Here is a 25,788-nt window from a genome sequence, read left to right on the forward strand (position 1 = left end):
AAGTTATAAACGTTTTGGAAATATGATATATTAATATAATAAATTTAATTGGAGGAATAAATTATGAAAATTGTAAAGTCAAAAAAGTTATGGATTACTTTAGCAGTAATCGTTGGATTAGTAATTTCATATTCAATTGGTGCTAGTGGAGCCAAGGTTGCTATTGAGAAAGAAAAGGTTACATATGAAGAGGCGAAAGCAAAAGCAGAAGAAAAAGAGAATGAATTAAGTTATACGAAGAGCAAAGTCAAAGAAGGTATTGATGCAGAGCAAAAGAAGCTTGCTGACAAAAAAGTTGAAGTAGAAGAGACTTTGGCTCTAGTAGCTAATAAGAATCAACTAACATCAGAAGTTGATAAACTAGGTAAAGATGTAGAGGCTAAAAAGGGAGAAGTAGGAAAGTTGGACGGGGACATCCAAACTAAGACAAGCGAACTACAGAAGCTTACAGATGGCGTTAAGGCTAAGCAAGAAGAACCTAGAATGCTAGGTGCAGGTGAATATATCGTAGGTAAAGATGTCCCAGCTGGTCGTTATAAGGCTACGGCAGTAGGTCGTGGTAGTAACTTTGTTGTATACGATAGCAAGAGTGGTTCAGCAGCAGTAAATACCATTCTGGGCAATAGTTCGGTAGGTCGTGGCGATTATACGTTCTTTACCGGCACTGGTGATATTATCAAGACAGCAGAGCAAGTTAAACTTATTCCAGTTGAATAAATATGGGATGAGTTCAATCATGGAATAAATAATAAAATAGGATAGTAGGAGTAAATACAATCATGAAAAAATGGATATTTTGGGCGGTAATTTTTTACGTACATTCAGCCGTACTGCTATATAAGGGAATTGATAAAATTGAAGGGTACTATATGGCTAGTGAATATAGTGAGTTAAATAAACACGTTTATGTAGGCGGAGATGCGTACAATTACATTATTAACTCGAATCTACTTACAGCGTTCTTTGTACTTAGCGCAGCATTCTTTATCGCGGGAACTCTTTTAATTGCTACCGGATCGATTATTAAGGCTATTAAGGAAAAACAAGTAACTACTAATAATATATAAAATTGATAGTACCCCTTTTAAGTGGGAAGTGTAAAAGAATTACACGATTACTTGGAGGGGATTTTTCATGTCTAATAAAAGTCTGAGATTTAATACATAATTAGAAGAATTAAAGTTATTTAACTGAAGAAAACCGTAGCAATACTGAGGTTATTATAACTAACTGCCAATTCTGTCAGTTAAATCATTGTACAAAAATAGCGTTCTATCAGTTGATAGAACGCTATTTTTCCGATATGACCCCGGAGAGGCTCGAACTCACGACCTCCACCCTGTCAAGGCAATTTTCTTAACAGATGAAAGAAAGGGAGTCAATAAAACTTATATGTATTAAGGCTCTCAAGTTATTATCCTCATTGAGAACTACTTCAATTAGAGTTTCTTACGGAAAATACTAAAGGAGTTATATTCATTGGTCAAGTCCTTTTTGCAACAACCTCCACAGAAATACTTTTGAGGTGGCGTTCTCATGCTATCTTTAAGAATAACAATTCAAGGGAAATATTGTTTGATATTGTAAATGAGCTAGTTTAAGCTAATTATTGAGATATTTAAATGAGAGGTGAAAAGGTTGAGAAGTTATATAACATGGAAAGAGCTATTAGTATCTCTAGGTGCTTTTTTAATGGTTCCTATTGTAATACATTTCTTGAGTATCCCTTTTGGGAAGTTTCTAACAAGTGGTGAAGTTAAAGATTGGCTGGGCTTCTTTGGGAATTACTCTGGAGGTTTCCTGGGTGCTGTCATAGCTTTTGTGATTGCTAAACAGCAAGGAAAAGAACAAGATGAAAGCCTTAGGAAGCAATTAGAGAATCAGAGAAAGCTTGAACTAGAAAAGGAGTATAGACAAAGGAAGCTTGCTCAGTTACCAGCTTTAATTGCAATACAATATGAATTGCAAGCAATCCTAGATACGCTTAAGTTACTTCAAGGAATTAGAGAAAAAGAATATAGGGAAATACTTAATGGAGGAAACTTTCAGACTTTAGATATGGTGGTACATGATTGTAAGCCATATAAAATTAGAGAGTTAAACAAAGATATTTTCTCATACTTACAATTAATTGATGATGTTCAGTTACACGGTAAGTTATATCTCCAGTTTTCTCAATACAACGACATGGCTCAAGCTTTAGAACAAGAGGTTGATATGGAAATAATTGAATCTTTAGCAATGACTGTGCGAGAACTTGGTTGGGATATAAGACATTTAATGATGAAAGATAGAGCTGGCTCTGTGGAATATTTAAAAGCGAAATTTTGGTTATGGAATGAGAATAATAGATGTGTTGATGAGTTTGAAAGCTTGCTTGTTAAGATTTCTGATGAGATTGAAGCTACTAAAGATTTAAGAAAATAAAAGTAGTATCTTTTAAGTAGGGAAGTGAGAGGGGTGTGCATGTGAGGGCGCTACAATGTTACTTATTGTTTAACACTCCCCTCCATAGACTCATTTTTGAGTAAGGTACAAACAGAGCTATGTCTATGTAGCCTCCTGCCTCAACAAACAAAAAAAAGAGGAGTAGCTGATTATTTAGCTTGCTCCTCACGTTCTTTAATTGCTCGGTACAATGTAGCTCTGCTTATTTGTGTAACCTCAGCAATCTTATTCATAGTCATTTTGTTAGTATCTCTATTGTCGTACAGTTCAAGAGCGTGTACTAAGCTAGCATTCTTTGAAGTATACTTCTTAGCTCTACCTTTATAAGCTCCACGTTTCTTAGCTTCCTCGATTCCTGCTCGTTGTCTTTCTAGTAGCATTTCCCTTTCCCAGTCAGCTACACTCAGTAGAATGTTTGTAATTAGCTTACTTGTAGGTGAGCCATCAAATACACCCATATTGAGAACATGCAGTTTGATTCCTTTCTCATTGAGTTGACTAATAAGGTCTATGCCTTCTCGTACATTCCTAGCTATTCTATCCATCTTAGTAACAATGAGTGTATCTCCCTCGGTGAGCTGGCTCATTAGGTCATTTAAACCGTCCCTGTTTAGACTCTTACCGCTAGCCTTATCTTTGTATATCTCCTCAGCTCCTGCCTTTTTGAGTTCAGTGAGCTGGCTCTCTAAGTTCTGCCCTTGAGTTGATACCCTTGCATATCCGTATATCATAGTAATTCCTCCTTAGTACTTATGAGACGTTTATATGAGACGTTGTTAAGCCAATAGTATCAACAACTCATTTTTGTGTCAATAGACTTTAGTCAAATGAGACGATATTGAGTGAGCTGTTAGTCTGTCTCGTGATTTTAGAACTGAAAAATTACAAGGATAGGGGTATCTCAAAATACCGATAGTAGCCATTTGTAGAAACTATGAGAATGGAAAAAATTTTTTTACCAAAAAGTTTGACTAAAAAGCTCCTTCCCTAGTAGTCCACCAATGAGTCGATACCTCAACGCTTTTGACGGTTAGTAGGGCTTTATAGTCCCAGCTCAAAGGGAATTGTAGTTATTGACTTTTAAGTTCTTTGCTTCCTCAGTGAATGAATTAGGTTTACTGTTAGTTAATCTATTTAGCTAATTAATTAGTCCTATCTCATAGGGATTTTAAGGTTTTAAGTATTTAAAAACAAAAGAACTAATTGAGTTAGTACTAAGAGTTAATACTTCTTTGTCCATCTCAAGAGTTATTTGTATTAATTATTTCTTGAGGGATAACTAATAGGTAAAGCTCTTTAGTTGTTCTTTATAGGTTTTAAGGTATTGAAATATTTTAAAGACCTATATGAGTAGGACTAATTAGTTAAGCTATTAGTTATAGCTCTTTAGTCTTTAAGATTTTAATTATTTAAAGACCTATATTGAGATAGCCAAATTAGTTAAACAAAGTAGTTATAACTCTTTAGTCTTTTAAGTCGTTTACGAGATAGCATAACTCTTTGGTTCGTCTTTTAGTTAAACTCTTAGCTTTTAGCTCTTTAGTCAATACTCTGAGTGATGAGTTGGTTTGATGCCCTCACTACTAGCTTAAAGCTAGGTATACCAAGGGTTGAAGCTAAAAATCGACACTTTCCAAAATCCCAGAGTGTCAAAATATGAGGTTTTTGAATGTAAGTAAAAACTAACAATATGGTAACTATAAGTTAATAATGTTCGTATTTATAAATGTGTGGTTAAGCGAGCCAGCCAAACTAAAAAACTTTAAATGTTTTTTTCTTGCAGTTTCTTACAAAGTAGCTCAAGCCCTTGGTATGACTGTATATTCAACTTTCTGAATAATAAACACTAACTTGTTATATATAGTATAGGAACAAAAAAGATAAACACTTGGTTCATATGTATAGTGTAAGGACTTTTAGAATGTTGCTAGCTCGGTCAACTAAGTTGAAAGAAGCAATGGAGCTTTTCTCAAAAGTTCAAGTTCTCTCTGAGTCTCACGCTTAGGGAGAGCACCTCGTAATTGTCTTAATGAGACAGCCATCTCGTAAGATAATAACCAAACTATTAGCCAATTGGCATTGGTTTTTAGTCTCCAACTAGTTTTAACTTTTAGCCCTTTCCTCTTCGGGCTTTTTCTTTTTGGTTGAATGTTAACACTAATGTTAAGTGAAGGAGGTATAAAGATGACAAAGTTTTATGTTGATGTTGGAGCTATTTGTGATAACTACAAAATAAGTCAAAGAGAGTTAGCTGAGCGAGCTGGAATAAAACAGCCTTCGCTATCTCGTATTAAAAGGACTAAGACAATTAGCTTGGTTGTATTAAACAAGTTAGCGGTAGCGCTAAACGAGAAAGATGTTTCAAAGCTTATATCAGTTAGCCCTGAGCAAGCTGGCTCATAGAATCAAACAAATCAATTGAGGAGGTAAAGCTATGAATGATAAAACTTGGAGTGACTATCTGGCTTGGAGAAACGAGCAAGGCTTAACAGGGCTTTCAACTGAGGAAGAATACGATGAGTTCATGAACAGCCACACTGAGGAAGAAACTGAAAAGTTAACTAAGCAAGAAGCAAACGAGCTAGAAATTATCTTCAAAGACGTTCTAGCGACTCCAAAAGAACAAGCTACATTTGATGTTATGAAAGATAAGTTAACAGGTGGCTTTGAGGTTACTTATACAGAACTAGCCGAGCTTGCTGGTGTTTCTGAGAGAACAGCTAAGAGACATATTGAGGCGCTGGCTCAAAAAGGTTACTTGACAGTTACACGCACTCAGAAGGCTAACCGTTATAACTGGGGAGTAGATATGAAGACGAAAGAACAAGTTGTTATCTACCCAGTAGCTTTTACTGCTTGGGATGATTTCTTTGAGGAAGTAAAAGAGCGCTTAGGTCTTATTGAGATAGATACACGCTCAATAGCTATTCACACAAAGTACGACTATGTAGAAGCTGATGAACAGCTAAGACTACAAGTAAACAAGTCTATTAAAAACTTTTGGTTCACTGGCAATGAGTTAAGTGAGACAGCCTACAAAGAGTTTGACCCTTACAATTATGAATTAATGTTAACGATTTACAGTAACTTTGAGGAAATGACTCACAAGGCTATAGAGATAGAAAGTTTTAAATGACAATTGGAGGCGAGGCTAATGAGAAAGCACAAAGTAAAAGAAAATAGAGGCGGTACTTTAAGTTTAATTGATGCGTTAACAAATGTAGAATTACAACGTGAGTGTTCAGCTTGTAGGAGCTTGAAGCTTGCAGAGGATTTTCAAAAGTTCACTAGTGGTCACCTTAGAGCGCAATGTAGAGGATGCTACACAAAGATACAACGAGAGGTTAACCAAAAATACCGACTCAATAGAAAGATTAAAAACTTCAATGACAGAGCAATTGAGAAAGAGCTTGAAGGGAATTTTACTATTGAGGACTACAATGAGTTAATAAGTTTTGCTAATGGAAAATGTATGTTAAGCGGTGATGTGCTAACTCCAGAGACAATGCAGTTAGACCATGTAGTTGCTTTGAGTAAGCTTGTTGTTGGTTCTACAGCTAGTAACGTCTCGTTAGTGCACAAGAGAGTTAATGAAAAGAAATGGATTCACAGTTTAATAGATTATTTAACAAGTGAGCATGGAGCTAGTGTAGTTGATAAAAAGAGGTTAACTCAAAGTATTAATTATCTCGCTGGCAAAGCAGGAGTTACATTTGAGGAGTATATTGACCTGTTAGTAGAATCTGAAAAGATAGCACTAGTTGGTAAGACTTTTTTTAATAAATGATATGTCAACTCACAGAGTTATCCAAAATAACATTAACATGTTAAGTCTGTAAAGTAAATATCTCTTTTGAGCTAGCTCTCAAGGCTCTCAAAAGCTTTTGGCTACAAGGTAGTACTTAGAGTGCTGAAACTCGCAAGGGTGGAGCTGAGAGTAATCTGAGGGCTTTCAGAGCTAACTCAAGAGGGGAAGCTAAAAAACTAAAACTAAAATGGAGAGTGAATTGATTATGAAAAACTTATTCGGTGGATTCTTTAAGAAGGCTAATGAGACTAAATTGGAAAAATTACAAAGCGAGCAAGCAAAAATAAACGAGACAGTTTCTAAGTTGAACGCAAAGCAAGTGAGAGTGCAAAACGCTTTACAACTTGCAGAAGTTGACCATGAGCTTGAGAACTCTACAGCTACAAAGAAACGAGTAGATAAATACGTTAAAGCTATTGAGGAAATGGCTAGCGAGATAACGCAACTAAATGAGCAATTTAACGAGCTGGCTAGTCAAATAGCAAGTGTTAACGCTGAAGAAGAACAACTCAGAATTGAGAGTTTGGCTCAACAGGACGCTGAGGGTTATGAGTTTAACCAGAGAGGAGCTAGAGCTAAGGAGTTAATGAGACGTGTTGACGCTGAGATTAACAGACTAACTAATAACATTGGAGCTGGCAACCCAGACAGATTAATTAGAGATGTTCACTATGAGAATAGAGACGGATTGAAGTACGCTCCAAGTAACTTTCAACCTTCTCACTACCAAGAAAACCCTGCTCACGTGGAAGCTTGGGAGAAGGTAACCAAAGAAGTGGACGCAAAGCTTGACGCTGATTATGCTGAGTTACTACAAGCGGTTGAGAAGTATTTTGGTAAGAAATTAATCTAATAAGTAACAAAAGGGCTAGCTGACTCCTTTGAGTTGGCTGGCTCGAACAAGTTCACAGTTTACAACTAAATAATAAAAACGAGGTGCTCACTATGAGTAGAAAGGAGACGAGAGAGCAATTATTCAAAGAGAAGCTTGCAAGAATGAAGCTTGAGGGAGAAATAAGAGCTCTACAATTCAGTATTAAGTACAAAGAGTTGACTCAGAAGATGGAACAAGTTGAGTGTTCAATTAATTTAGCTCGAACAAAAATAGATAACTAAGGAGGTGCTTGCTGGTGAGCTACACTGAAAAGACGTACTTCACAATGCTGGCGGTTTATCGCAAAGTCTCTCAAAGTGGAACTCCAAAGCAACTGTCTAAAGTGTTACTTGCTTTAGAGGACTTTGAGAGACGATACTACAATACGCATGGCTTTAGCGCTCTTATGAGCTTAATGTTTGAAGCTGAGGAGCGAGGCTTTCTAGTTCACTAATTAGGATTAAACAAAAAGGAGGGAGGGAATGGAATATGTCTCTATTCAGATTGTGCTAATGGAAGATGAAGGCTACACAGTCGAGGTTTATAAGGTATTTGACTATGGAAGGGAACTAAAGGAAACCAGTGAGCACACCACTGAGGAAGAAGCTATAAAGGCTTACCAACTCAAGCACGCTTATTACTGGGGTGAGGATAGTCCTTATTGGATAAAGCCTCTCAATATTCCAATCAATTTAAATTTATAAAACTAAAGGAGGTCGATACTTATGGCAAGACCATTCAAGCAAAGTAATGAATTTAAGAGATTAGCTGATGAGGTGGCAACTGCTAAGGCTAACAACGATGAGGATGCACTCAAGGAGTTAAAGAAGGTACTCAGAAAAGAGCCCTCCATCTGTGGAGCTGTACAGGGTAACGGAAAGATTTGCATGAGGAAGCCATACGCACGAGAAGATGGAACTACTTTAGGTCGCTGTCATATACACGGAGGCAAGTCTATTGGTCAAAAAACTGAGGAAGGGAGGAGAAGGAGCTTGGCAAATTTAAACCCAAAAGCTAACACGATTCATGGTATTTATTCTAAGGAGTTCAAAGATATGCTGACCCAAGAGGAGACGGAACTTTATAACTTGCTAATGGATTACTACTTAGACAACTACGAGAGCGACCCTTTTAATATGGCACTCGTGGACAGATACGCTTTGAATTTGATTAAGGTTGCACGTTTAGACTCTAAGCAGTTCTTGAAGGACTCACAAAGTTATAACGACCCAGAAACTAAGTTGATTCGATATATTGAGACATTAGGGCTCAATAATAAATTTAAAATGAGCAAAGAGAACAAGAATAACAAAGGTGAAGACGTTAACCTTAACGTCCTTTTTGACATGGGAGACGGAAACCAAGAGGTTAACTAGTAAGCCTTCTCATTGCTTTAAAACTAATAAGGGAGTGGTCTTATATGAGGAAGACAAAGCACAAAGTAGTAGAGACTTTTGAGGTAACGAATATGTTCTTGCTTAATGGAAGAGACGGAGTTATCTTTTTAGAAATACCTGTAGGTGAACACACTGGCTCGCAAGCTACTTTTGAGTACGTCAACACTCTGGAGCTTGAAGACCTACTTTATAGCAAGACACTAACAATTGTGAACTCTCATAATAAGAAAGACAAAGACTACATTTTTAAATACAAGCATAACGAGAAGGCATACAATGAGTTACACGGAAAGCCAGAGCCTCAAATGAATGTTAGCTAAAGAGTTACTGACTTTATAGTTGGTGACTCTTTTTTTATGCATAAAAACAAGGAGGTTCTCAGAGCCCCTCTAAGCGTTTGTAGCTTGCTAGAATGTAAATGTACTTAGAAGGAAGTTAAGAGTTCACACAAGTTATTTTGAGAAGTCGAAATTTAAGTTGGCAACTAAAAGAGCATACCTTATAGTAAACTTTTCGGAATACCAGATACAAGCTATATAGTCAATTGGATTGAGTGAGCCAGATTAACCGCCAGATTACTTACCACCCTAGTAGCACGAGTGAGCACATAACAAATAGCACTACCTCAAAGGTTCAAAAGCTAATAAGTCAATGCTAGATGTATACAACTATAACTTTCAGTTATATAACAATGTGTGGTGCTACAAAGTTAAACTTCTAGCCAATTCCACAAGTTCCCCTTGTTGTATCTTCTCTGTTCAACTGAAAACATATTGCTGAGAACACCAAACAAATAGCCTTTGAAGTCTTTTCTAATACGTCTCATCTTCTTAGCGAACACAGATTGTTTAAATGCTTGTATAGATATCTCAGTGTATTCTAATAAGTCTGGAGCGTACTTTCTGTGAGCTAGTACCACTTTACCCCACAGAGAATAAACTTCTTTAGCAGAACTAATAAAAGGTTTAACTGCATTGATAAAATCAGTCGGAATATGTGAGTTTGCCAAATAAGATACATCGAGCGTATTACGTTTATCTAATTCTTGGAGATTAGCTTTAGGAATAATTGTTTCGTTCTCCTTAGTTTGCTTCTCAGCGCTGTCCTCACATGGGCTCTCAGCTTTCCTGCAAGATGACAAATTGAGGTGACACTCAAAGGGATTAATTACACAAATGAACGCTCCATAGCCTCCAGATTTAGTCCTCTTTTGTTCAATACGAGTAATGATACCAAACTCGCTTAAACGCTTTAGAGCACGCTGTACAGTACGTTTAGAGTAGCCTGCTGAGTCCGCTAACGTTTGGTTTTTCATGTAGCTTACACCTACAAATTTACAGCTATATTGAGACAGCTTAATAAGGATAGCTCGCTCGCTATCTTTGAGTTTGTACTCCTTGAGTGTTTTATCAATTGTGTTGTCCATCTCAGCGACAGACTTAAAGCTTTCGTATTTTCTGAGTTCCTTCATTATATAGTCCTCCATCTTTATAGAAGGAACACCCCTTGAGCTAGTACCAATGAGCGTGATACAATAGCAAACAAGGAAGCTCCTTCGACTCTTTGAGTCCTTTGAGTTTTTCTTCGAGAGAGAGCCCTGTCTGGTCGCCAAACTAAGAGCAGGGCTCTCTTTTTATTTGTTTTAAATTTCAAGTGAATTAAGTGGATTAAACTTATCGTTTTGCTCTCTCAAGGCAGTTCCCCAAAGAGCAAGATACCTTTCAGTCATTCTCAAATTGCTATGTCTCAGCATTCTTTGGAGAGTGAAAACGTCCATTCCAGCCATTAAGCAACGATGAGCAAAAGTGTGACGGAAAGTATGAGCTGATAAGCGAACATCTTTAAAGTTCATTACTGCCTTGAGTCGCTTAAACATGAGTTTGATGCTATTAGGACTCATCTGTTTCCCTTCTCGTGTGGTAAATACGTACTCTGGGAGTTTTCCAATCTCACGTTCAATGAACACTTTGTACTCACAAAGCTCTTTTACAAGCTTGTCTGTGAGAGGGACAGTCTGCTGTTTTCGAGCTTTACCGAATAGGGTTGCTGTTTGGTTTACTAAGTCCAATTCACTCCAGCGTATATTGATAAGCTCTCCTAACCTTGAGCCAGTTCCTAAAAGGAAAACAATAATAGTGTGGTCTCTGTAGGCGTATAAGCTTTTATCTCTTGTTTTAAGCCTTCTGTAGTAACTCAGCATTTGCTTGATATGGTAATCTTGAAAGACCTCAATTTTTATATCCTCTTTAGCCAGCTTCATTTTACGAATAGGGTTTTCTTTCTCAGTGATAATGTCCTCATGTTGCAAATAGTTAAAGAAAATCTTTAGGTGATGGAGCTTGGTGTTTCTTGTTACTACGTTATTTTTTCTTGTCTTTTGGCAATACATGAGATAGCTCTTAACAGTTGCTTCTCTAATGTCTCGTGTATCTACGAGTTCACGCTCGGAGCAGAATACTTGGAACTCATGCAGAGTAGCCATATAAGCTTGGATAGTACGAGGGGAGAGATTACAAAACTCCTTTTCCTCCTTGAAATCCTTCATAGCAAACTTAAGTAGCATTTTCTTCTCAGTCCTTTCTCGGTTTTATAGAAACAAAAAAGAGGACTACCCCTGAGCCAGCTGATTTGCTGACTAGAAGTAGTCCTCTGTTAACTTGTGGTGTCTGATGGAGACCTCCACAGTTTTAGCTTGTGAGAATGTCCTCTCAAGCCTTGATACTATTGAGTTTTATGACCCCGGAGAGGCTCGAACTCACGACCTCCACCCTGTCAAGGTGGCGCTCTCCCTGCTGAGCTACGGGATCTTCAAAATGCGCATGTAACAGCATCTTTAAGTTAAAGTAATTATATATAAATGATTGGAAATTTTCAATATTTTTATATTAAATTTTTGATAGAAAAGTAGTTGTAATCGCGTTAATAGTGTATTAAGGAATTTATAAATAGAGAATTTAATGGAAAGTGTCGAATAAAGCGGTTGTATTATTTTTTTCAATACATGCACAAAATTTCGTCTTAGGGGTGTTATAAAATTCTTAAGTTGATGGATATGTGGTGAGCCCCCTATTACTATATAAAAAACTCTAAAATTAACTATCTATAAATGTAACAAAATACACAGAAGATAACATTTTCAAGATTAGTAGCTAATAAGCTGTTTTTTATTGGGAAAAATGCTAGTGTTCATTCTAAAAATACAATTCTATTATTTCGTCTTAAGTAACTCCTTCTATCTTTAAATGTTCCTACCAAAAAAGTGAAATATATTTTAATAGTCTAAGCATTCTTTCATTTTTTTCATATTCTATTATTGAAAAAACAAAGAAAGGGTGGTCAAATGCCTCCAAAACCAAATGATAAAGGGGTTCAAGTGAATAACCCCGCTAGCGATGTAGATAATTTCCCTAGAATAACACAAAGTGAAACAAGTTTAGCTCGTTTTAAAGATTTTATTCTTTATGGATTTAATGATTCGAACAATCTAACTGGTTTTTCAGGGTTTGCTTTTTCCTCTGATTTAGGTAAACACTGGACAGATGGTGGTAGTATTCCTACAATTCCAGGACAAAGCAATGGGGGGGATCCTACTATTACTGTAGATAAAAAAGGTATATTTTATTATGGTCAAATTCATGACGGTCAAACAGGTATCACAGTTTCAACTGGAATAATTAATCCGAATAAAACTATTACAATGAATCAACCCCAATTCGTCGGTACTGTCGATGCCGATGGACTTCTTACAGATAAACCATGGATTACAGTAGGGTCTGATAAGAATAATCCAGGTAAGGAAGCTTTGTATGTCGTGTGGATTGATTTAATTGGAGATCCTGCTCGTCTTGGACAAAGGATTAAATTTTCAAAGTGGAACACGGGTGTGACAGTGACTCCTATTATTCAAAATGAGACTATACCTGCTGGTACCAATGAATTTTTTGGAGCTTTTCCAGTTGTAGATCCTCATGGGAATATATATGTCTTTTATGAGGATTTTTTACCAAACAGCTTTACAGTACCAAGAACTCCGAATCGTTCAATCCGGATGGTGAAGTCCACAGATGGTGGAGTATCGTTTCAAGCTCCTGTACAGGTTTCTAATGGTCTTTTTGCTGCAGCAGGTAACGCAAATTCCACAGCGTGTGGTAGCCGTAATGTAATTTCTGTAACACCAGAAAGAGTCATCAGAATGTTTGAAATTCCGCAAGCGACAATTGGACCAGATGGAACGATTTATGTTGTTTGGAATGCAGGTATAGTTATAAATAATAAGGTTTTCATCAATGTCTTTCTGGCACACAGCAAAGATGAAGGGAAAACTTGGACACAAGTGAATGTTACGCAGGACCATTCATCTTTTGCATTTTTTCCATCGGTAGCGGCAAACTCTAAAGGAGCACATATTCAATATAACCGTTTTAATGATCCCAAGGGAGATGGAGAAATTGGTGACGGAACATTCGGCGTATTTATGAAATCATTTTCTGTTTCTAAAGGTTTAAGTCAAGAATCAGTGGTTAGTAATCCCTCTTCCCCGGTTCCAATTACTGCACCAAGTCCAGATGCTGTTAGAAATTGCTATATGGGGGACTATAACCAAGTAATCACTGGTCCTGGAGATTCCCTGCTTCATGCCTGGAGTGATAACCGGAATACGTTGAACGGGCGAAATAATCCGGATGTATTCTTTAGAAAAACCGATTCAAAGAAGAAGCCGTAATCTAGTAATTCCTCTAATAAATCTCTTTTCGTTCGCTTCTATTATTTAGCATCATGGATCTAGACCAGTCCAACATTAGCCCCTTAATATTATCAAATCCAAATTATTAATTAAAACTAATAATTCTACATTTTGTTTTACTTTTGGATTACGAATCTCTTAATAAGAAAGTATCAAAATCAGTTCTTATATAAGGGATTACCGTACAAGCCCATCAACTTAAGAAATTAGTAGTCCCTCAAACCGAACAAAATTTTCGTTTTGAGGATACTTCAAAATATTAGCTTGATGGGTATGAGGTCTATTTAGTAATTTATGATCATTTACATATCGTTTGCTATTTTTTGCATGATAATAGATTTTCAGTTTCAATATGCAAACTGGCCAATATATCCTTTTTACAATTTACTTAAAATCATGTATAACAGAGATACAAGATTATTTTATAAATATTCAAAAGCAAAGGGAGAATTATCGTAATGGTAAGGAAGACGTTCAAGATGCGCGTATCTAAAAATAGAACGATTTCAATTAATGGCTCAATTCTTGATGTGGATGTTACACATGATGAGTTTTTGCAAGAGTTTGTTGAGTGGGTTGATTCTAAAGGTTGGTCGTTTATGGGGATGACAGATGAGATTACACCTGAGGAAGCTAGTCAAAAATTAATAGATTCATTAATTGATGAGAAGGATAAGAAAGAATAATTCTTTCTTATTTTTTATTGTATATTTATGTTCTTTATCGTAAAAGTATGATATAGTAAAAAATAGTGAATATTCTTCCAATTTAATACAAATTACATATAGATTGGTAGATTCAATTTTTAAACTGTGAGAGTATAGTGAAAAGGGAGAGTCATATGGTAAATTTAAAGAAAATTTTGGCTTTTATTACCGTTATTTGTTTATTTTTTTTGACACCTATGACGTTACGTGCTGAGACGAATATTGGAGTGAATCCAGAACAAGTGGCACCACCACCTAAGGAAGGGCCAAATGTTTTTAGTCAGTTTGCAACTACGATTGATGCGAAAACTGGAGATGTTTTGTACGATAAAAACGCACATCATCGTGCGTTTCCAGCTAGTATGACGAAAGTGTTAACGGCGATTTTACTTATGGAGCATACGAAGCCAGAGGATCAATTTACGTTTTCACAATTAGCATTAGATCAAGAGAAGAGTAATTATCAAATTGAGTTTCAACCTGGTGAGACGATTAATAGAAATACTGCACTTATGATTTTAATGGTGCTAAGTGCGAATGATGTGTCGTATGCGATTGCGGAGCGTATTGGCGGAAGTGTTGAGAATTTCGCTAATATGATGAATGAGAGAGCGAAGCAATTAGGCGCTACCGACAGTCATTTTGTAACACCAAATGGATTGCATGATCCGAACCATTATACTACGCCATATGATATGGCTATGATTACGAGAGGTGTGCAAAAGTACCCTGAGATTTTGCAAGCGATGAATACGAAAAGGACGACAGTTACGACATCTAGGCAGACGGTGTCTATTTTTAATAAATCTACTTATTTTGAAAATCCATTTAGTATTGGCGGTAAGACAGGTTTTACAAATGAAGCGCGCAATACGCTCGTTCTATTAAATGAGAAGGATGGAAATCGTATTATAAATGTAGTAATGGCTTCTCAAAGACCTGAAATTTATGAAGATTTAAAGCAGATGGCGGACTATTCTTTTGGTCAATTTGTGAAGCAAACGGTACTAGATAAACATAGTTGGCATCAAAAGACAACGTATTTAAATAAAGACATTGATAGCGAACTTGAGCAAAGTGCAGAACTTATGCTTAAGAAAGATGAAGGAAAAAACGTAAGGACAATTTTCCGTGCGGCTTCATTAGATAAAGATTCTTTATATCATAAAGGAATTCATCGTGGTGAGGTAGTTGGGGCAGTTGATATCACAAAGAATAATCAAACAATTGCGACGGTTAATGTTCTTTCTAAAGAAGATGTTACTTTTGCGATGCCTAAAAAAGATACGATTGAGCCTGAAGTAAAGGAATCAAATGTGAAAATAATAAGCATTGGGATAGGTGCCGCTGTATTATTTGGAGCCATTTTATTTGCAGTGCTACGCCGAAATACAAAAGAAATGAAAGCAGAAGAAAAATAAATTACTAGTTAAAAGGCTGTGAAGAGACTTTGTCACAGTCTTTTTTATATATCGAAAATAACTAATAATTGTAAATTTTCTTATTGCATTTCCGGTTTGTTCGTTATATTATTTAGTTGTGTTCTTGTTAAAGAACGGAAGTGAATATTGCATACTTCAAATAATATAAAACAACGGAGAGGGAGAGATACGATGAAATTAATTTGGAAGGTGATTAGCAACGTTATCTCATTTGTTTTATTTGCATTGATGATTTGCTTAGCTTTTGTAGTTATTTCTTCAAAAGCGAGCGGCGGAGATCCAACAGTGATGGGATATCAATTTAAATCAGTGTTATCAGGATCGATGGAACCGACATTTTTAACAGGATCAATCATTGCGATAGAGCCGACGAAAGATGGTTCTAAATATAAAAAAGGTGATGTTATTACCTTTAAAGAGAAAGATGAAAAAATTATCACTCACCGTATTATCGGTGTAAAAGATACAAATGGAAAAGTAATGTATGAAACAAAAGGGGATAACAACAACGGTGCTGATTTAGAACCAGTACTTGCGGAGAATGTTATTGGGAAATATGCAGATATTACAGTTCCTTATGCAGGGTATGCATTAAATTATGCGAATTCAAAAGCGGGAGCAGCTTTGCTTCTTATTATTCCAGGAGTCTTTTTACTAGGTTATTCCGCTATTACTATTTTTAGTGCGATTCGTAGCATTGATGGAGAAAAGAAAGAGAAAAAAGTAGAACAATCCGTCTAGTTTGTTTGGTTATACTTTCCGATTAGGAAGTTGACAAATATATAGATTAAGGGGATATGGACATGACTTTAAAGAAAAAATTAGGAATGGGTATCGCATCAGCAGTATTAGGGGCTGCATTAGTTGGCGGAGGAACGTTTGCATTTTTCAGTGATAAAGAAGTGTCAAACAATACATTTGCGACTGGTACGCTTGATTTAGCATTAAATCCATCAACAGTTGTTAATGTATCGAATTTAAAGCCTGGTGATACAGTTGAAAAAGAATTTAAATTAGAAAATAAAGGGACATTAGATATTAAAAAAGTACTACTAAAAACAGATTACAATGTAGAAGATGTGAAGAAAGATAATAAAGATGATTTTGGTAAACATATTAAAGTAACATTCTTAAAAAATGTAGACAAGCATGAAACAATCGTAAAAGAAACAACGCTAGATAAATTGAAGGGTGACACACTTACTGCGGTAAATAATGATTTAGCTGCTTGGTTCTGGGATGAAAAAGGTATTTCAGCAGGTAAATCTGATAAATTCAAAGTGAAATTTGAATTCGTTGATAATAAAAAAGATCAAAATGAATTCCAAGGCGATAAGTTACAATTAACTTGGACGTTTGATGCACAGCAAGGCGATGGTGAAACAAAATAATAAGGACAACAAAAAGAGACTATCGAAAGTGATAGTCTCTTTTTCTGCTAAAAGTGAGATGTAAAAAGAAACATAATTTTTATATCATTTTGTAATTCATTTTATTATAATAAAGATATAGTTCTTGATAAAGAACACGTTGTTCGATAGGAGAGATTAAAATGCTGAAGTCACCGCGTAAATTCAAAAAGATGCTTATATTGCCATGTTTGTGTTCTATTACTTTTTATTTAGGCTCTCAAATGATGACTTATACAGAAGCAGCTTTCGTTCATGAAACGAAAGTAGCGGCTACTATTTCTACAGCAAGTATTTTTCCAAAAACAGTTGATCAATTAATAGAACAAGCTAAGCAGCATAAGGAAGTTATTTTGCATGAGTATAAAGAGATGAAATCAAAATTAAATGTTAGATCCACTCAGGAGATAGAACAGGCGCTTGTTATATGGAAGCAAGGTCGCGAGAAGATAGCTGCTGAGAGAGAATCGTTACAAAAAGTATATAAATCAATAGAAGAACCGTATAATCAAGTACAAGAAGAGTTAAAAGGACATACAACTGAATCGAATAAGCAAGTATTCTCGTATGTGAATGCTGGCTTCCATATAGTAAAAGAAAACTGTGAGTATATTGATAAAGAAGTTAATTTACAAGTGATTGATAAACAAATTCAAGATTTTGAGAAGTTACTAGTAGATGAAACAGCAAAACTAGAAGAGAGTAAGAAACAAGAAGAAGCGAAAAAACTAGAAGAGAGTAAGAAACAAGAGGAAGCGAAAAGACTAGAAGAGAAGAAACAAGAAGAAGCGAAAAAACTAGAAGAGAGTAAGAAACAAGAGGAAGCGAAAAAACTAGAAGAGAAGAAACAAGAGGAAGCGAGAAAGCTAGAAGAGAAGAAACAAGAGGAAGCGAGAAAGCTAGAAGAGAAGAAACAAGAGGAGGCGAAAAAGCTAGAAGAGAAGAAGAAACAAGAAGAACAGAAATAAAGATAGCAAGTAAAATACAGCGACATTTCAGAGCGAATAGAGGTTCTGAAGCCGAGTAGGTGAGAGCGTATTGCGACTCACCTATTCGGCGTGTCATCTTTATTTTAACAATGCATGTTAAAATAAAGATACGAGAAAATTAATTGGCGGTATGATGGTGAAGGATAATAATTAGTATATATAAGGAAATTAATTAACGTTCTTTATTCCGCTTTATTTTTTTAGAAATTTCGGAATAATATTGAGAAATAAAAACAACTGAAAATATTAATAAATATTTGTTGTATTTATATAGGCATGTTCGTTATAATGAACATAAGGTTTTTAAAAAAGAACAAATATTAGCTAAGCTAATATAGCTTTAGTTATATCTCTTATTGTAAATAAGAGATAGCAATAAAAAATATAAAAAACAGCTAGGGGGAATTGATTGTGAGTCTGAAAAAGAAATTAGGTATGGGAGTTGCATCAGCAGCATTGGGGTTATCTTTAATTGGTGGAGGAACATTCGCATACTTTAGCGATAAAGAAGTATCGAACAATACATTTGCAGCTGGGACGTTAGATCTTACATTAGACCCTAAAACGCTTGTAGATATTAAAGATTTAAAACCAGGGGATTCTGTTAAGAAAGAATTCTTATTAAAGAACAGTGGTACGATAGCAATTAAAGATGTTCAATTAGCAACAAAGTATACTGTGACAGATGCAAAAGGTGACAATGCTGGTGTAGACTTTGGTGAGCATATTAAGGTGAAATTCATTTGGAATTGGGATAAACAAAGTGAGCCTGTATATGAAACAACATTAGCTAAGTTACAAAACGAAAAGCCAGATGTTTTAGCTAAAGCAATCTTTGCTCCTGAGTGGGGAGAAAACGGTGGCTTAGATGCTGGTACAGAGGACTATTTATGGGTACAATTTGAATTCACAGATAATCAAGAAGATCAAAATAAATTCCAAGGTGATTCATTAAACTTAGAATGGACATTCAACGCTCATCAAGCAGATGGCGAAGAAAGATAATAAATAAAAAAAGCGGGTATCCCCCGCTTTTTTTTTATAAAGAAAAAAGAAGTGCCGATTGTAAGCACTTCTTTCTATTTATTATTTTTGATCTTGCTTCCATTTTGTAAATTCAAGAAATTCACGAAATTGTTCTTTGGAGACACCTGAGCTCATTGCATCTTTAACGAGTTGTGTCCATTCGGAGTCTAAGTGATTTTCCTTTGTTGTTTCATCATGAAGTAAAGTATCAACTGGAATTTGTAGAACTGCTGCGATCTTTTCAAGAAATTGAATGGAAGGGTTTTTTTGTAAATTTCGTTCTATAGAACTAATGTAAGATTTAGCAACGCCAGCTTTTTCGGCAAGTTCAGTTAATGAAATACCTTTTTGTAAACGCAGGCGTTTTATACGTTCTCCAATCATATTTGCGCACCTTTCTATCAATATGTCGTCGTCTTATGATGTCATTATTATAACATAAACTTCGCTAAAAAGAACAAACCTATTGAGCCTGAGTGGCCGGCTTCATACGTTGGAAAAAATGTTCGATATCTTGTAGTGCAATACCAGCGTCTAGAGCTTCAAGTATTAAATCAATCCATTCTTGATCCAATGCGTCAGTCTTATCTTTGTACAAATGTAATTCCTCCCTAATTATCGGTCATAACTGCTGCTACAGAATACGTGATAATACAATCAGATTTTGTATTTTTATGTAGTGAATTATCAAATATTTTGTAGATAAAACAAAGATAAAATCCCCATTAAATTCCCTCTATGGCGATTATAAAGTTTCTGACAAATATTTTCAATATTTTCAGAAAACATTGTTGAATTGTGATATATTCGTATGCTAACTATGGAATTTTTACAAATATATTAAAAACATTACATAATATGACTAAATATTGAAAAAATATTGAATTTTTAATAAAATTCAATTTGTAATACATATTATTTATTAGGGGAGGAAATAAGGGATGAACAAGAAACCGTTCAAAGTTTTATCATCAATCGCTTTGACAGCTGTATTAGGTCTTTCATTCGGAGCGGGTGGCCAGTCTGCATATGCTGAAACGCCTGTTAATAAGACAGCTACGAGCCCAGTTGATGATCATTTAATTCCGGAAGAACGTTTAGCAGATGCGCTAAAAAAACGTGGGGTAATTGATTCGAAGGCTTCAGAGACAGAAACAAAGAAAGCTGTCGAAAAATACGTAGAGAACAAAAAGGGTGAAAACCCTGGGAAAGAAGTATCAAATGGGGACCCACTTACGAAAGAAGCATCTGACTTTTTAAAGAAAGTGAAAGATGCAAAAGCAGATACGAAAGAAAAGTTAGATAAACCTGCGACAGGAACACCTGCAGCGACAGGGCCAGTTAAAGGTGGTCTAAATGGTAAAGTACCAACATCTCCAGCAAAGCAAAAAGTGTACAACGGTGATGTTCGTAAAGATAAAGTACTCGTTCTACTTGTAGAGTACGCTGACTTTAAACATAACAATATCGATAAAGAACCTGGTTATATGTATTCGGAAGACTTTAACAAAGAACATTATGAAAAAATGTTATTCGGTAATGAGCCATTCACATTAGATGATGGAAGTAAAATTGAAACATTTAAACAATATTATGAAGAGCAATCTGGCGGTAGTTATACAGTAGACGGAACGGTTACAAAATGGTTAACAGTTCCTGGTAAAGCTGCTGATTACGGTGCGGATGCTGCAAGCGGCGGTCATGATAATAAAGGACCAAAAGGACCACGTGATTTAGTAAAAGATGCATTAAAAGCAGCTGTAGATAGCGGTATTGATTTATCAGAGTTCGACCAATTCGATCAATACGATGTAAATGGCGATGGAAATCAAAATCAACCGGACGGTTTAATCGATCACTTAATGATTATTCATGCAGGTGTTGGACAAGAAGCAGGCGGTGGTAAATTAGGTGACGATGCAATTTGGTCACATCGCTGGACTGTTGGACCGAAACCATTCCCAATCGAAGGCACACAAGCGAAAGTTCCGTATTGGGGAGGAAAGATGGCAGCATTTGACTACACAATTGAGCCAGAAGATGGCGCAGTTGGTGTATTCGCACATGAATATGGTCATGATTTAGGTCTTCCAGATGAGTATGATACACAATATAGCGGTCAAGGTGAGCCGATTGAATCTTGGTCTATTATGAGTGGCGGTAGCTGGGCTGGTAAAATTGCAGGAACAACGCCAACAAGTTTCTCACCGCAAAATAAAGAGTTTTTCCAAAAAACAATCGGTGGTAACTGGGCAAATATCGTAGAAGTAGATTACGAGAAATTAAATAAAGGTATCGGTTTAGCAACATATTTAGACCAAAGTGTTACGAAATCTAACCGTCCAGGTATGATTCGTGTAAACTTACCTGATAAAGATGTAAAAACAATTGCCCCAGCATTTGGTAAACAGTATTACTACAGCACAAAAGGTGACGATCTTCATACGAAGATGGAAACACCACTGTTCGATTTAACGAATGCAACGAATGCAAAATTTGATTTCAAATCATTATATGAAATTGAAGCAGAGTATGACTTCCTTGAAGTACATGCTGTAACAGAAGATGGTAAACAAACGTTAATTGAAAGACTTGGTGAGAAAGCTAATAGTGGAAATGCAGATTCGACAAATGGAAAATGGATTGACAAATCATATGACTTAAGCCAATTCAAAGGTAAGAAAGTAAAATTAACATTTGATTACATTACTGATGGTGGTTTAGCATTAAATGGATTTGCTCTTGATAATGCTTCATTAACAGTAGATGGTAAAGTAGTATTCTCTGATGATGCAGAAGGGACACCACAATTAAAATTAGACGGCTTCGTTGTATCTAACGGAACTGAGAAGAAAAAACATAACTATTATGTAGAGTGGAGAAACTATGCTGGTGCAGATAACGCATTGAAATTTGCACGCGGTCCAGTATTTAACACTGGTATGGTTGTATGGTATGCGGATTCAGCTTACACAGATAACTGGGTTGGCGTACACCCAGGACACGGTTTCCTTGGCGTAGTGGATTCTCATCCAGAAGCAATTGTAGGAACTTTAAATGGTAAACCGACAGTTAAGAGTAGTACACGATTCCAAATTGCTGATGCGGCGTTCTCATTCGACAAAACACCAGCTTGGAAAGTTGTATCTCCAACGCGTGGAACATTTACGTATGATGGCTTAGCGGGTGTACCGAAGTTTGATGATTCAAAAACGTATATTAATCAACAGATTCCAGATGCAGGGCGTATTTTACCGAATCTTGGCCTGAAGTTTGAAGTAGTAGGACAAGCTGATGATAATTCTGCAGGTGCTGTTCGTTTATATCGTTAATACAGTAAAACTACCGAGAGATTTGCTTTCGGTAGTTTTTTTTGTGAGCAATGAATTTTATATAAAAGAAGAAATTATATATAATGTAACTTTATGAATAGAAATTTATTATATATGAAGTCTATATAAATAATGAAAGAATTGGATAAAAATAGTGGGAGAAGGTGAATGAATGAATGTTTCTTCTATTGTAAATAAACAAAAAGCATATTTTTATAATGGCCATACGAGAAGTATAGAAGTGAGAAAGAATAATTTGAAGAAGCTTTATGAAGGCATTCAGCGTTTTGAAGAAGAAATATTTCAGGCGTTGAAATTAGATTTAAATAAGTCAGTTCATGAGTCGTTTACAACGGAAGTGGGATATGTATTAAAAGAAATTTCCTTTCAATTGAAGCATATTTCATCGTGGAGTAAACCGAAGCGTGTTCGAACAGCGCTGACTCATTTTGGATCAAAGGGGAAAGTAGTACCTGAACCGTACGGTGTGACACTTATTATTGCACCGTGGAACTATCCGTTTCAATTAGCAATTGCGCCACTTGTAGGAGCTCTAGCAGCTGGAAATACAATCGTTTTAAAACCGTCGGAGTTAACGCCAAACGTTTCCAAAGTGATTACAAGGATTTTAGAGGATTTATTCCAAGAAGAGCTTGTAGCGGTAGTAGAAGGCGGCGTTGAAGAGAGTACAGCTTTGCTGAAGGAACCATTTGATTATATTTTCTTCACAGGTAGTGTGGGCGTGGGGAAAGTTGTCATGGAAGCAGCAGCAAAACAGTTGACGCCGCTTACGTTAGAACTTGGCGGGAAAAGTCCATGTATTGTACATAAAGATGCGAAAATAGATGTAACGGCAAGAAGGATTGTGTGGGGAAAGTTTTTAAATTCAGGGCAAACGTGTGTAGCACCTGATTATATGTATGTGCATGCTTCCGTGAAAGAACAGTTAATTGAAGCGTTGCGACATGAAATTGCGGAGCAGTATGGGAAAGAGCCACTGCACAATGATAATTATGTACGAATTGTGAGTGAGCGTCATTTTGAACGTTTATGTACGTTTTTGAAAGATGGGAAAACTGTAATTGGTGGGAACTATAAAAAAGAGACTTTACATATAGAACCAACAGTGTTAACTAATGTTACATGGAAAAGTTCCGTTATGGAAGATGAAATTTTTGGTCCGATTTTACCAATCATAGAGTATGACAATATAGAAGATGTAATTGGCACAATCCAGCAACATCCGAAGCCGTTAGCGTTATATGTATTTTCTGAAGATAAAGAGGTACAAAAGAAAGTAACGAGTAATATTTCGTATGGCGGAGGCTGTATTAATGATGTCGTCTATCATCTTGCAACACCATATTTACCTTTTGGTGGCGTCGGAAGTAGTGGATTAGGGAGTTATCATGGGGAAGAAAGTTTTCGGACTTTTTCACATTATAAAAGCATTTTAGCCCAATCTACGGCATTCGATATGAAAATTCGCTACTCTTCTACAAAAAGTGCTTTAAAATTCATACGAAAGTTGTTAAAATGATGATGGTGTTTATCAGTAGGCGTAGCCGTATGATAAAAGCCCCTTCGCAATGGAAGGGGTTTTTCTGTTCGACATTATGTATCAGGCGAAAATGAATCAAACATACTACATAAAGAATAGAAGTGAACGCTTGCTAAATAACCATTTTTGTTTGGATCGAAACAAAAAATAGTCTATAGAACATAAATATTTATTCATGAATATAAAAATTTAAATTTGAGGTAGATAGGACGGGAAAATGAAAAAGATTATTAAAGTTGAAGCAGTAGAAAAACATTTTGGAAATCAAGTGATTATCCCACCGCTTTCTTTAGATATTAAAGAAGGGGAATTTTTAACTATTTTAGGACCGAGTGGTTGCGGGAAAACGACGTTACTTCGTATGATCGCAGGGTTTGAAACTCCAACTAAAGGGAATCTTTTATTAGATGATGAAAAGATTAACGATTTGCCACCATATAAGCGTCATATGAACCTAGTGTTCCAACATTATGCGCTATTCCCACATATGAATGTGGAGAAAAATATTTGTTTCGGTATGAAAATGCAGAAAGTACCGGCAGCAGAGCAGAAAGAGCGTGCTGAAGAGGCAATGCGTTTAACGCAGTTACTTGAGTTCCGTAATCGTAAACCTGCAAAGCTTTCTGGTGGACAGCAGCAGCGTGTAGCAATTGCGAGAGCGATTGTAAATAACCCGCGTGTATTATTACTAGACGAGCCACTTGGAGCATTAGACTTTAAGTTAAGAAAAGACTTGCAACGTGAATTGAAAAACTTACAACGTAATTTAGGAATTACGTTCATATACGTAACGCACGACCAAGAAGAAGCGATGAGCATGAGTGATCGTATCGTTGTTATGAATAAAGGCCATATTGAACAAATCGGAACGCCGAAAGAAATTTATAATAAGCCGAAAACGTTGTTCGTTGCGACATTTATCGGTGAAAATAATATTGTGAAAAACGGGGAAGGCTATGTAGCAATTCGCCCTGAAAATGTAAAAGTGCGTTCGGTTGAAGAGCAGATTTTAAAAGAATACCACCTTGGACATATTGAAGACATTGAGTTTGTTGGAAATATGGAAAAGCTTTATGTACGTGATGAGAAAACATCAGAATTACTAATGGCATATCAAACTGCTGAAGAAGCAGCGCAGTGGAGCATTGGAGATAATGTATACGTAGGCTGGGAGCAAGAGGACGAGGTGACCTTAAATTGAAAAAAGGGAAATTACTCGCACTACCTACAGTCGCGTGGCTGTTAAGCTTCTTCCTAATTCCCCTTCTGTTTGTATTGGCATTTGCCTTCATGCAGCGCGGAGCATATGGGACAGTGGAAATGCAATTTACATTAGAGAACATAGCACGTGTATTTGACCCATTATATATGGGGACGTTATGGGAAACAGTGAAAATTGCGGTTATTACGACAGTAATATGTTTACTAATTGGTTATCCATTTGCGTATACAATTACAATTGTTGATCGTAAATATCGTTCGATTCTTTTATTATTGGCAACGATCCCGTTTTGGATTAACTTCCTTGTTCGTTCATACGCATGGATTGTTATTTTACGTTCACAAGGTCTTGTAAACACATTGTTATTGAAGCTAGGCGTTATTAGTGAACCGTTAAATTTACTATACAATACACCTTCTGTAATACTTGGGATGGTATATTCTTTATTACCATTTATGATTTTACCGGTGTATGCAGCGATTGAGCAGCTTGATAAGCGTAAGCTAGAAGCAGCTTATGATTTAGGGGCAACACCAGTAAAGGCATTTTGGAATGTTACAGTACCAATGACGATGTCAGGGATTGCTACCGGTTCTATTTTAGTGTTTGTTTCTTCTATCGGAATGTTTGTTGTATCAGACGTTATGGGTGGATCGAAAGTAGCATTAATCGGAAACGTAATTCAAAATCAATTCTTAGGAGCGCGTGATTGGCCGTTTGGATCTGCGTTATCTATGATTGTTGTTCTATTCTCTGTTCTGTTAATTTACTTATATTATCGTGCAACGAAAGTATATAAATATGATGGGAACGGAGGGGAATAGGCAAA

Annotated in this window: 28 protein-coding genes and 1 tRNA gene; 23 read left to right on the forward strand and 6 right to left on the reverse strand. The window is 36.1% G+C overall.

Features of this window, described 5'->3' with window-relative positions:
- The first annotated feature begins 63 nt into the window (after positions 1-63).
- The 3 genes from ACTFSI_RS06540 (at position 64) to ACTFSI_RS06550 (ending at position 2,427) form a co-directional block, all read left to right on the forward strand.
- Positions 64-717 carry a hypothetical protein gene (locus tag ACTFSI_RS06540; RefSeq protein ID WP_138322296.1) on the forward strand — a complete coding sequence of 218 codons (654 nt, stop codon included), beginning with the start codon at positions 64-66 and terminating at the stop codon, positions 715-717.
- 62 nt (positions 718-779) lie between these two features.
- Complete coding sequence (locus ACTFSI_RS06545) at positions 780-1,067, forward strand: hypothetical protein (protein WP_138322295.1); 288 nt, start codon at positions 780-782, stop codon at positions 1,065-1,067.
- Positions 1,068-1,638: 571 nt separating this feature from the next.
- Complete coding sequence (locus ACTFSI_RS06550; RefSeq protein WP_274171591.1) at positions 1,639-2,427, forward strand: hypothetical protein; 789 nt, start codon at positions 1,639-1,641, stop codon at positions 2,425-2,427.
- Positions 2,428-2,597: 170 nt separating this feature from the next.
- Here ACTFSI_RS06550 and ACTFSI_RS06555 read toward each other — a convergent pair whose 3' ends face one another.
- Entirely contained in the window at positions 2,598-3,179 is a 582-nt protein-coding gene (locus ACTFSI_RS06555; RefSeq protein ID WP_061183647.1) for a recombinase family protein, read from the reverse strand.
- Positions 3,180-4,632: 1,453 nt separating this feature from the next.
- Between ACTFSI_RS06555 and ACTFSI_RS06560 the strand changes: the two genes are divergently transcribed.
- From ACTFSI_RS06560 to ACTFSI_RS06600, 9 genes are all read left to right on the forward strand, one after another.
- Positions 4,633-4,851 carry a helix-turn-helix domain-containing protein gene (locus ACTFSI_RS06560; RefSeq protein ID WP_061183646.1) on the forward strand — a complete coding sequence of 73 codons (219 nt, stop codon included), beginning with the start codon at positions 4,633-4,635 and terminating at the stop codon, positions 4,849-4,851.
- Positions 4,852-4,882: 31 nt separating this feature from the next.
- A complete protein-coding gene (locus tag ACTFSI_RS06565; protein ID WP_061183645.1) occupies positions 4,883-5,584 on the forward strand; it encodes a winged helix-turn-helix transcriptional regulator in 702 nt (233 codons plus the stop codon).
- A gap of 18 nt (positions 5,585-5,602) precedes the next feature.
- On the forward strand, positions 5,603-6,235 hold the full coding sequence (locus tag ACTFSI_RS06570; RefSeq protein WP_440045301.1) for a hypothetical protein: 633 nt from the start codon (positions 5,603-5,605) through the stop codon (positions 6,233-6,235).
- A gap of 226 nt (positions 6,236-6,461) precedes the next feature.
- Positions 6,462-7,109: a hypothetical protein gene (locus tag ACTFSI_RS06575; protein WP_151909208.1), complete on the forward strand. Its 648-nt coding sequence runs from the start codon at positions 6,462-6,464 to the stop codon at positions 7,107-7,109.
- A gap of 92 nt (positions 7,110-7,201) precedes the next feature.
- Entirely contained in the window at positions 7,202-7,372 is a 171-nt protein-coding gene (locus tag ACTFSI_RS06580; protein ID WP_161492299.1) for a hypothetical protein, read from the forward strand.
- Between the two features lie 14 nt (positions 7,373-7,386).
- Positions 7,387-7,584, forward strand: coding sequence for a hypothetical protein (locus ACTFSI_RS06585; RefSeq protein ID WP_061183642.1), 198 nt, complete (start codon positions 7,387-7,389; stop codon positions 7,582-7,584).
- Between the two features lie 28 nt (positions 7,585-7,612).
- A complete protein-coding gene (locus ACTFSI_RS06590; RefSeq protein WP_061183641.1) occupies positions 7,613-7,834 on the forward strand; it encodes a hypothetical protein in 222 nt (73 codons plus the stop codon).
- A 21-nt stretch (positions 7,835-7,855) separates the two neighbouring features.
- Entirely contained in the window at positions 7,856-8,506 is a 651-nt protein-coding gene (locus ACTFSI_RS06595) for an HGGxSTG domain-containing protein (RefSeq protein WP_061183640.1), read from the forward strand.
- Between the two features lie 44 nt (positions 8,507-8,550).
- Positions 8,551-8,847 carry a hypothetical protein gene (locus ACTFSI_RS06600; RefSeq protein WP_061183639.1) on the forward strand — a complete coding sequence of 99 codons (297 nt, stop codon included), beginning with the start codon at positions 8,551-8,553 and terminating at the stop codon, positions 8,845-8,847.
- A gap of 389 nt (positions 8,848-9,236) precedes the next feature.
- Here the strand turns inward: ACTFSI_RS06600 and ACTFSI_RS06605 are convergent, their stop codons facing one another.
- The 3 genes from ACTFSI_RS06605 to ACTFSI_RS06615 all read right to left on the reverse strand — a co-directional run bounded on the left by ACTFSI_RS06605 (position 9,237) and on the right by ACTFSI_RS06615 (position 11,334).
- Positions 9,237-9,998: a helix-turn-helix domain-containing protein gene (locus ACTFSI_RS06605; protein WP_061183638.1), complete on the reverse strand. Its 762-nt coding sequence runs from the start codon at positions 9,996-9,998 to the stop codon at positions 9,237-9,239.
- A 171-nt stretch (positions 9,999-10,169) separates the two neighbouring features.
- A complete protein-coding gene (locus ACTFSI_RS06610; protein WP_274171609.1) occupies positions 10,170-11,090 on the reverse strand; it encodes a tyrosine-type recombinase/integrase in 921 nt (306 codons plus the stop codon).
- Positions 11,091-11,261: 171 nt separating this feature from the next.
- Positions 11,262-11,334: transfer RNA gene (locus ACTFSI_RS06615), tRNA-Val, on the reverse strand.
- A 533-nt stretch (positions 11,335-11,867) separates the two neighbouring features.
- Here ACTFSI_RS06615 and ACTFSI_RS06620 point away from each other — a divergent pair.
- From ACTFSI_RS06620 to calY, 7 genes are all read left to right on the forward strand, one after another.
- Positions 11,868-13,250 (forward strand): exo-alpha-sialidase, encoded by a 1,383-nt coding sequence (locus ACTFSI_RS06620; RefSeq protein ID WP_138322290.1) that lies wholly within the window; start codon positions 11,868-11,870, stop codon positions 13,248-13,250.
- 479 nt (positions 13,251-13,729) lie between these two features.
- The gene (locus ACTFSI_RS06625) at positions 13,730-13,957 is read left to right on the forward strand and encodes a hypothetical protein (protein ID WP_064470011.1); all 228 of its coding nucleotides are present in this window, start codon (positions 13,730-13,732) and stop codon (positions 13,955-13,957) included.
- A gap of 155 nt (positions 13,958-14,112) precedes the next feature.
- The gene (locus ACTFSI_RS06630; RefSeq protein WP_000247649.1) at positions 14,113-15,399 is read left to right on the forward strand and encodes a D-alanyl-D-alanine carboxypeptidase family protein; all 1,287 of its coding nucleotides are present in this window, start codon (positions 14,113-14,115) and stop codon (positions 15,397-15,399) included.
- 192 nt (positions 15,400-15,591) lie between these two features.
- Positions 15,592-16,161: a signal peptidase I SipW gene (sipW, locus tag ACTFSI_RS06635; protein ID WP_000767806.1), complete on the forward strand. Its 570-nt coding sequence runs from the start codon at positions 15,592-15,594 to the stop codon at positions 16,159-16,161.
- Between the two features lie 62 nt (positions 16,162-16,223).
- Entirely contained in the window at positions 16,224-16,811 is a 588-nt protein-coding gene (locus ACTFSI_RS06640; protein WP_000172840.1) for a CalY family protein, read from the forward strand.
- 161 nt (positions 16,812-16,972) lie between these two features.
- Positions 16,973-17,797, forward strand: coding sequence for a DUF4047 domain-containing protein (locus tag ACTFSI_RS06645; RefSeq protein ID WP_138322289.1), 825 nt, complete (start codon positions 16,973-16,975; stop codon positions 17,795-17,797).
- Between the two features lie 432 nt (positions 17,798-18,229).
- Positions 18,230-18,823, forward strand: coding sequence for a biofilm matrix protein CalY (calY, locus tag ACTFSI_RS06650; RefSeq protein ID WP_000053733.1), 594 nt, complete (start codon positions 18,230-18,232; stop codon positions 18,821-18,823).
- Between the two features lie 81 nt (positions 18,824-18,904).
- Here calY and ACTFSI_RS06655 read toward each other — a convergent pair whose 3' ends face one another.
- Both ACTFSI_RS06655 and ACTFSI_RS06660 read right to left on the reverse strand, forming a co-directional pair.
- Positions 18,905-19,228 (reverse strand): helix-turn-helix domain-containing protein, encoded by a 324-nt coding sequence (locus ACTFSI_RS06655; protein WP_000578882.1) that lies wholly within the window; start codon positions 19,226-19,228, stop codon positions 18,905-18,907.
- Between the two features lie 79 nt (positions 19,229-19,307).
- Positions 19,308-19,442, reverse strand: a complete 135-nt coding sequence (locus ACTFSI_RS06660; protein WP_000276215.1) for an anti-repressor SinI family protein — start codon at positions 19,440-19,442, stop codon at positions 19,308-19,310.
- Positions 19,443-19,785: 343 nt separating this feature from the next.
- Between ACTFSI_RS06660 and inhA1 the strand changes: the two genes are divergently transcribed.
- The 4 genes from inhA1 to potB all read left to right on the forward strand — a co-directional run bounded on the left by inhA1 (position 19,786) and on the right by potB (position 25,783).
- Positions 19,786-22,176, forward strand: coding sequence for a M6 family metalloprotease immune inhibitor InhA1 (inhA1, locus tag ACTFSI_RS06665; protein WP_001035921.1), 2,391 nt, complete (start codon positions 19,786-19,788; stop codon positions 22,174-22,176).
- 172 nt (positions 22,177-22,348) lie between these two features.
- Positions 22,349-23,716 carry an aldehyde dehydrogenase gene (locus ACTFSI_RS06670; protein ID WP_138322288.1) on the forward strand — a complete coding sequence of 456 codons (1,368 nt, stop codon included), beginning with the start codon at positions 22,349-22,351 and terminating at the stop codon, positions 23,714-23,716.
- A gap of 238 nt (positions 23,717-23,954) precedes the next feature.
- Positions 23,955-24,938, forward strand: coding sequence for a spermidine/putrescine ABC transporter ATP-binding protein PotA (gene potA, locus ACTFSI_RS06675; protein WP_000720320.1), 984 nt, complete (start codon positions 23,955-23,957; stop codon positions 24,936-24,938).
- A complete protein-coding gene (gene potB, locus ACTFSI_RS06680) occupies positions 24,935-25,783 on the forward strand; it encodes a spermidine/putrescine ABC transporter permease PotB (protein WP_000715504.1) in 849 nt (282 codons plus the stop codon). Before potA ends, potB begins: the two co-directional genes overlap by 4 nt.
- The last annotated feature ends 5 nt before the right edge of the window (positions 25,784-25,788 follow it).

The sequence above is a fragment of the Bacillus cereus group sp. MYBK101-2 genome, assembly GCF_051918845.1.
Taxonomy (GTDB): domain Bacteria; phylum Bacillota; class Bacilli; order Bacillales; family Bacillaceae_G; genus Bacillus_A; species Bacillus_A paranthracis.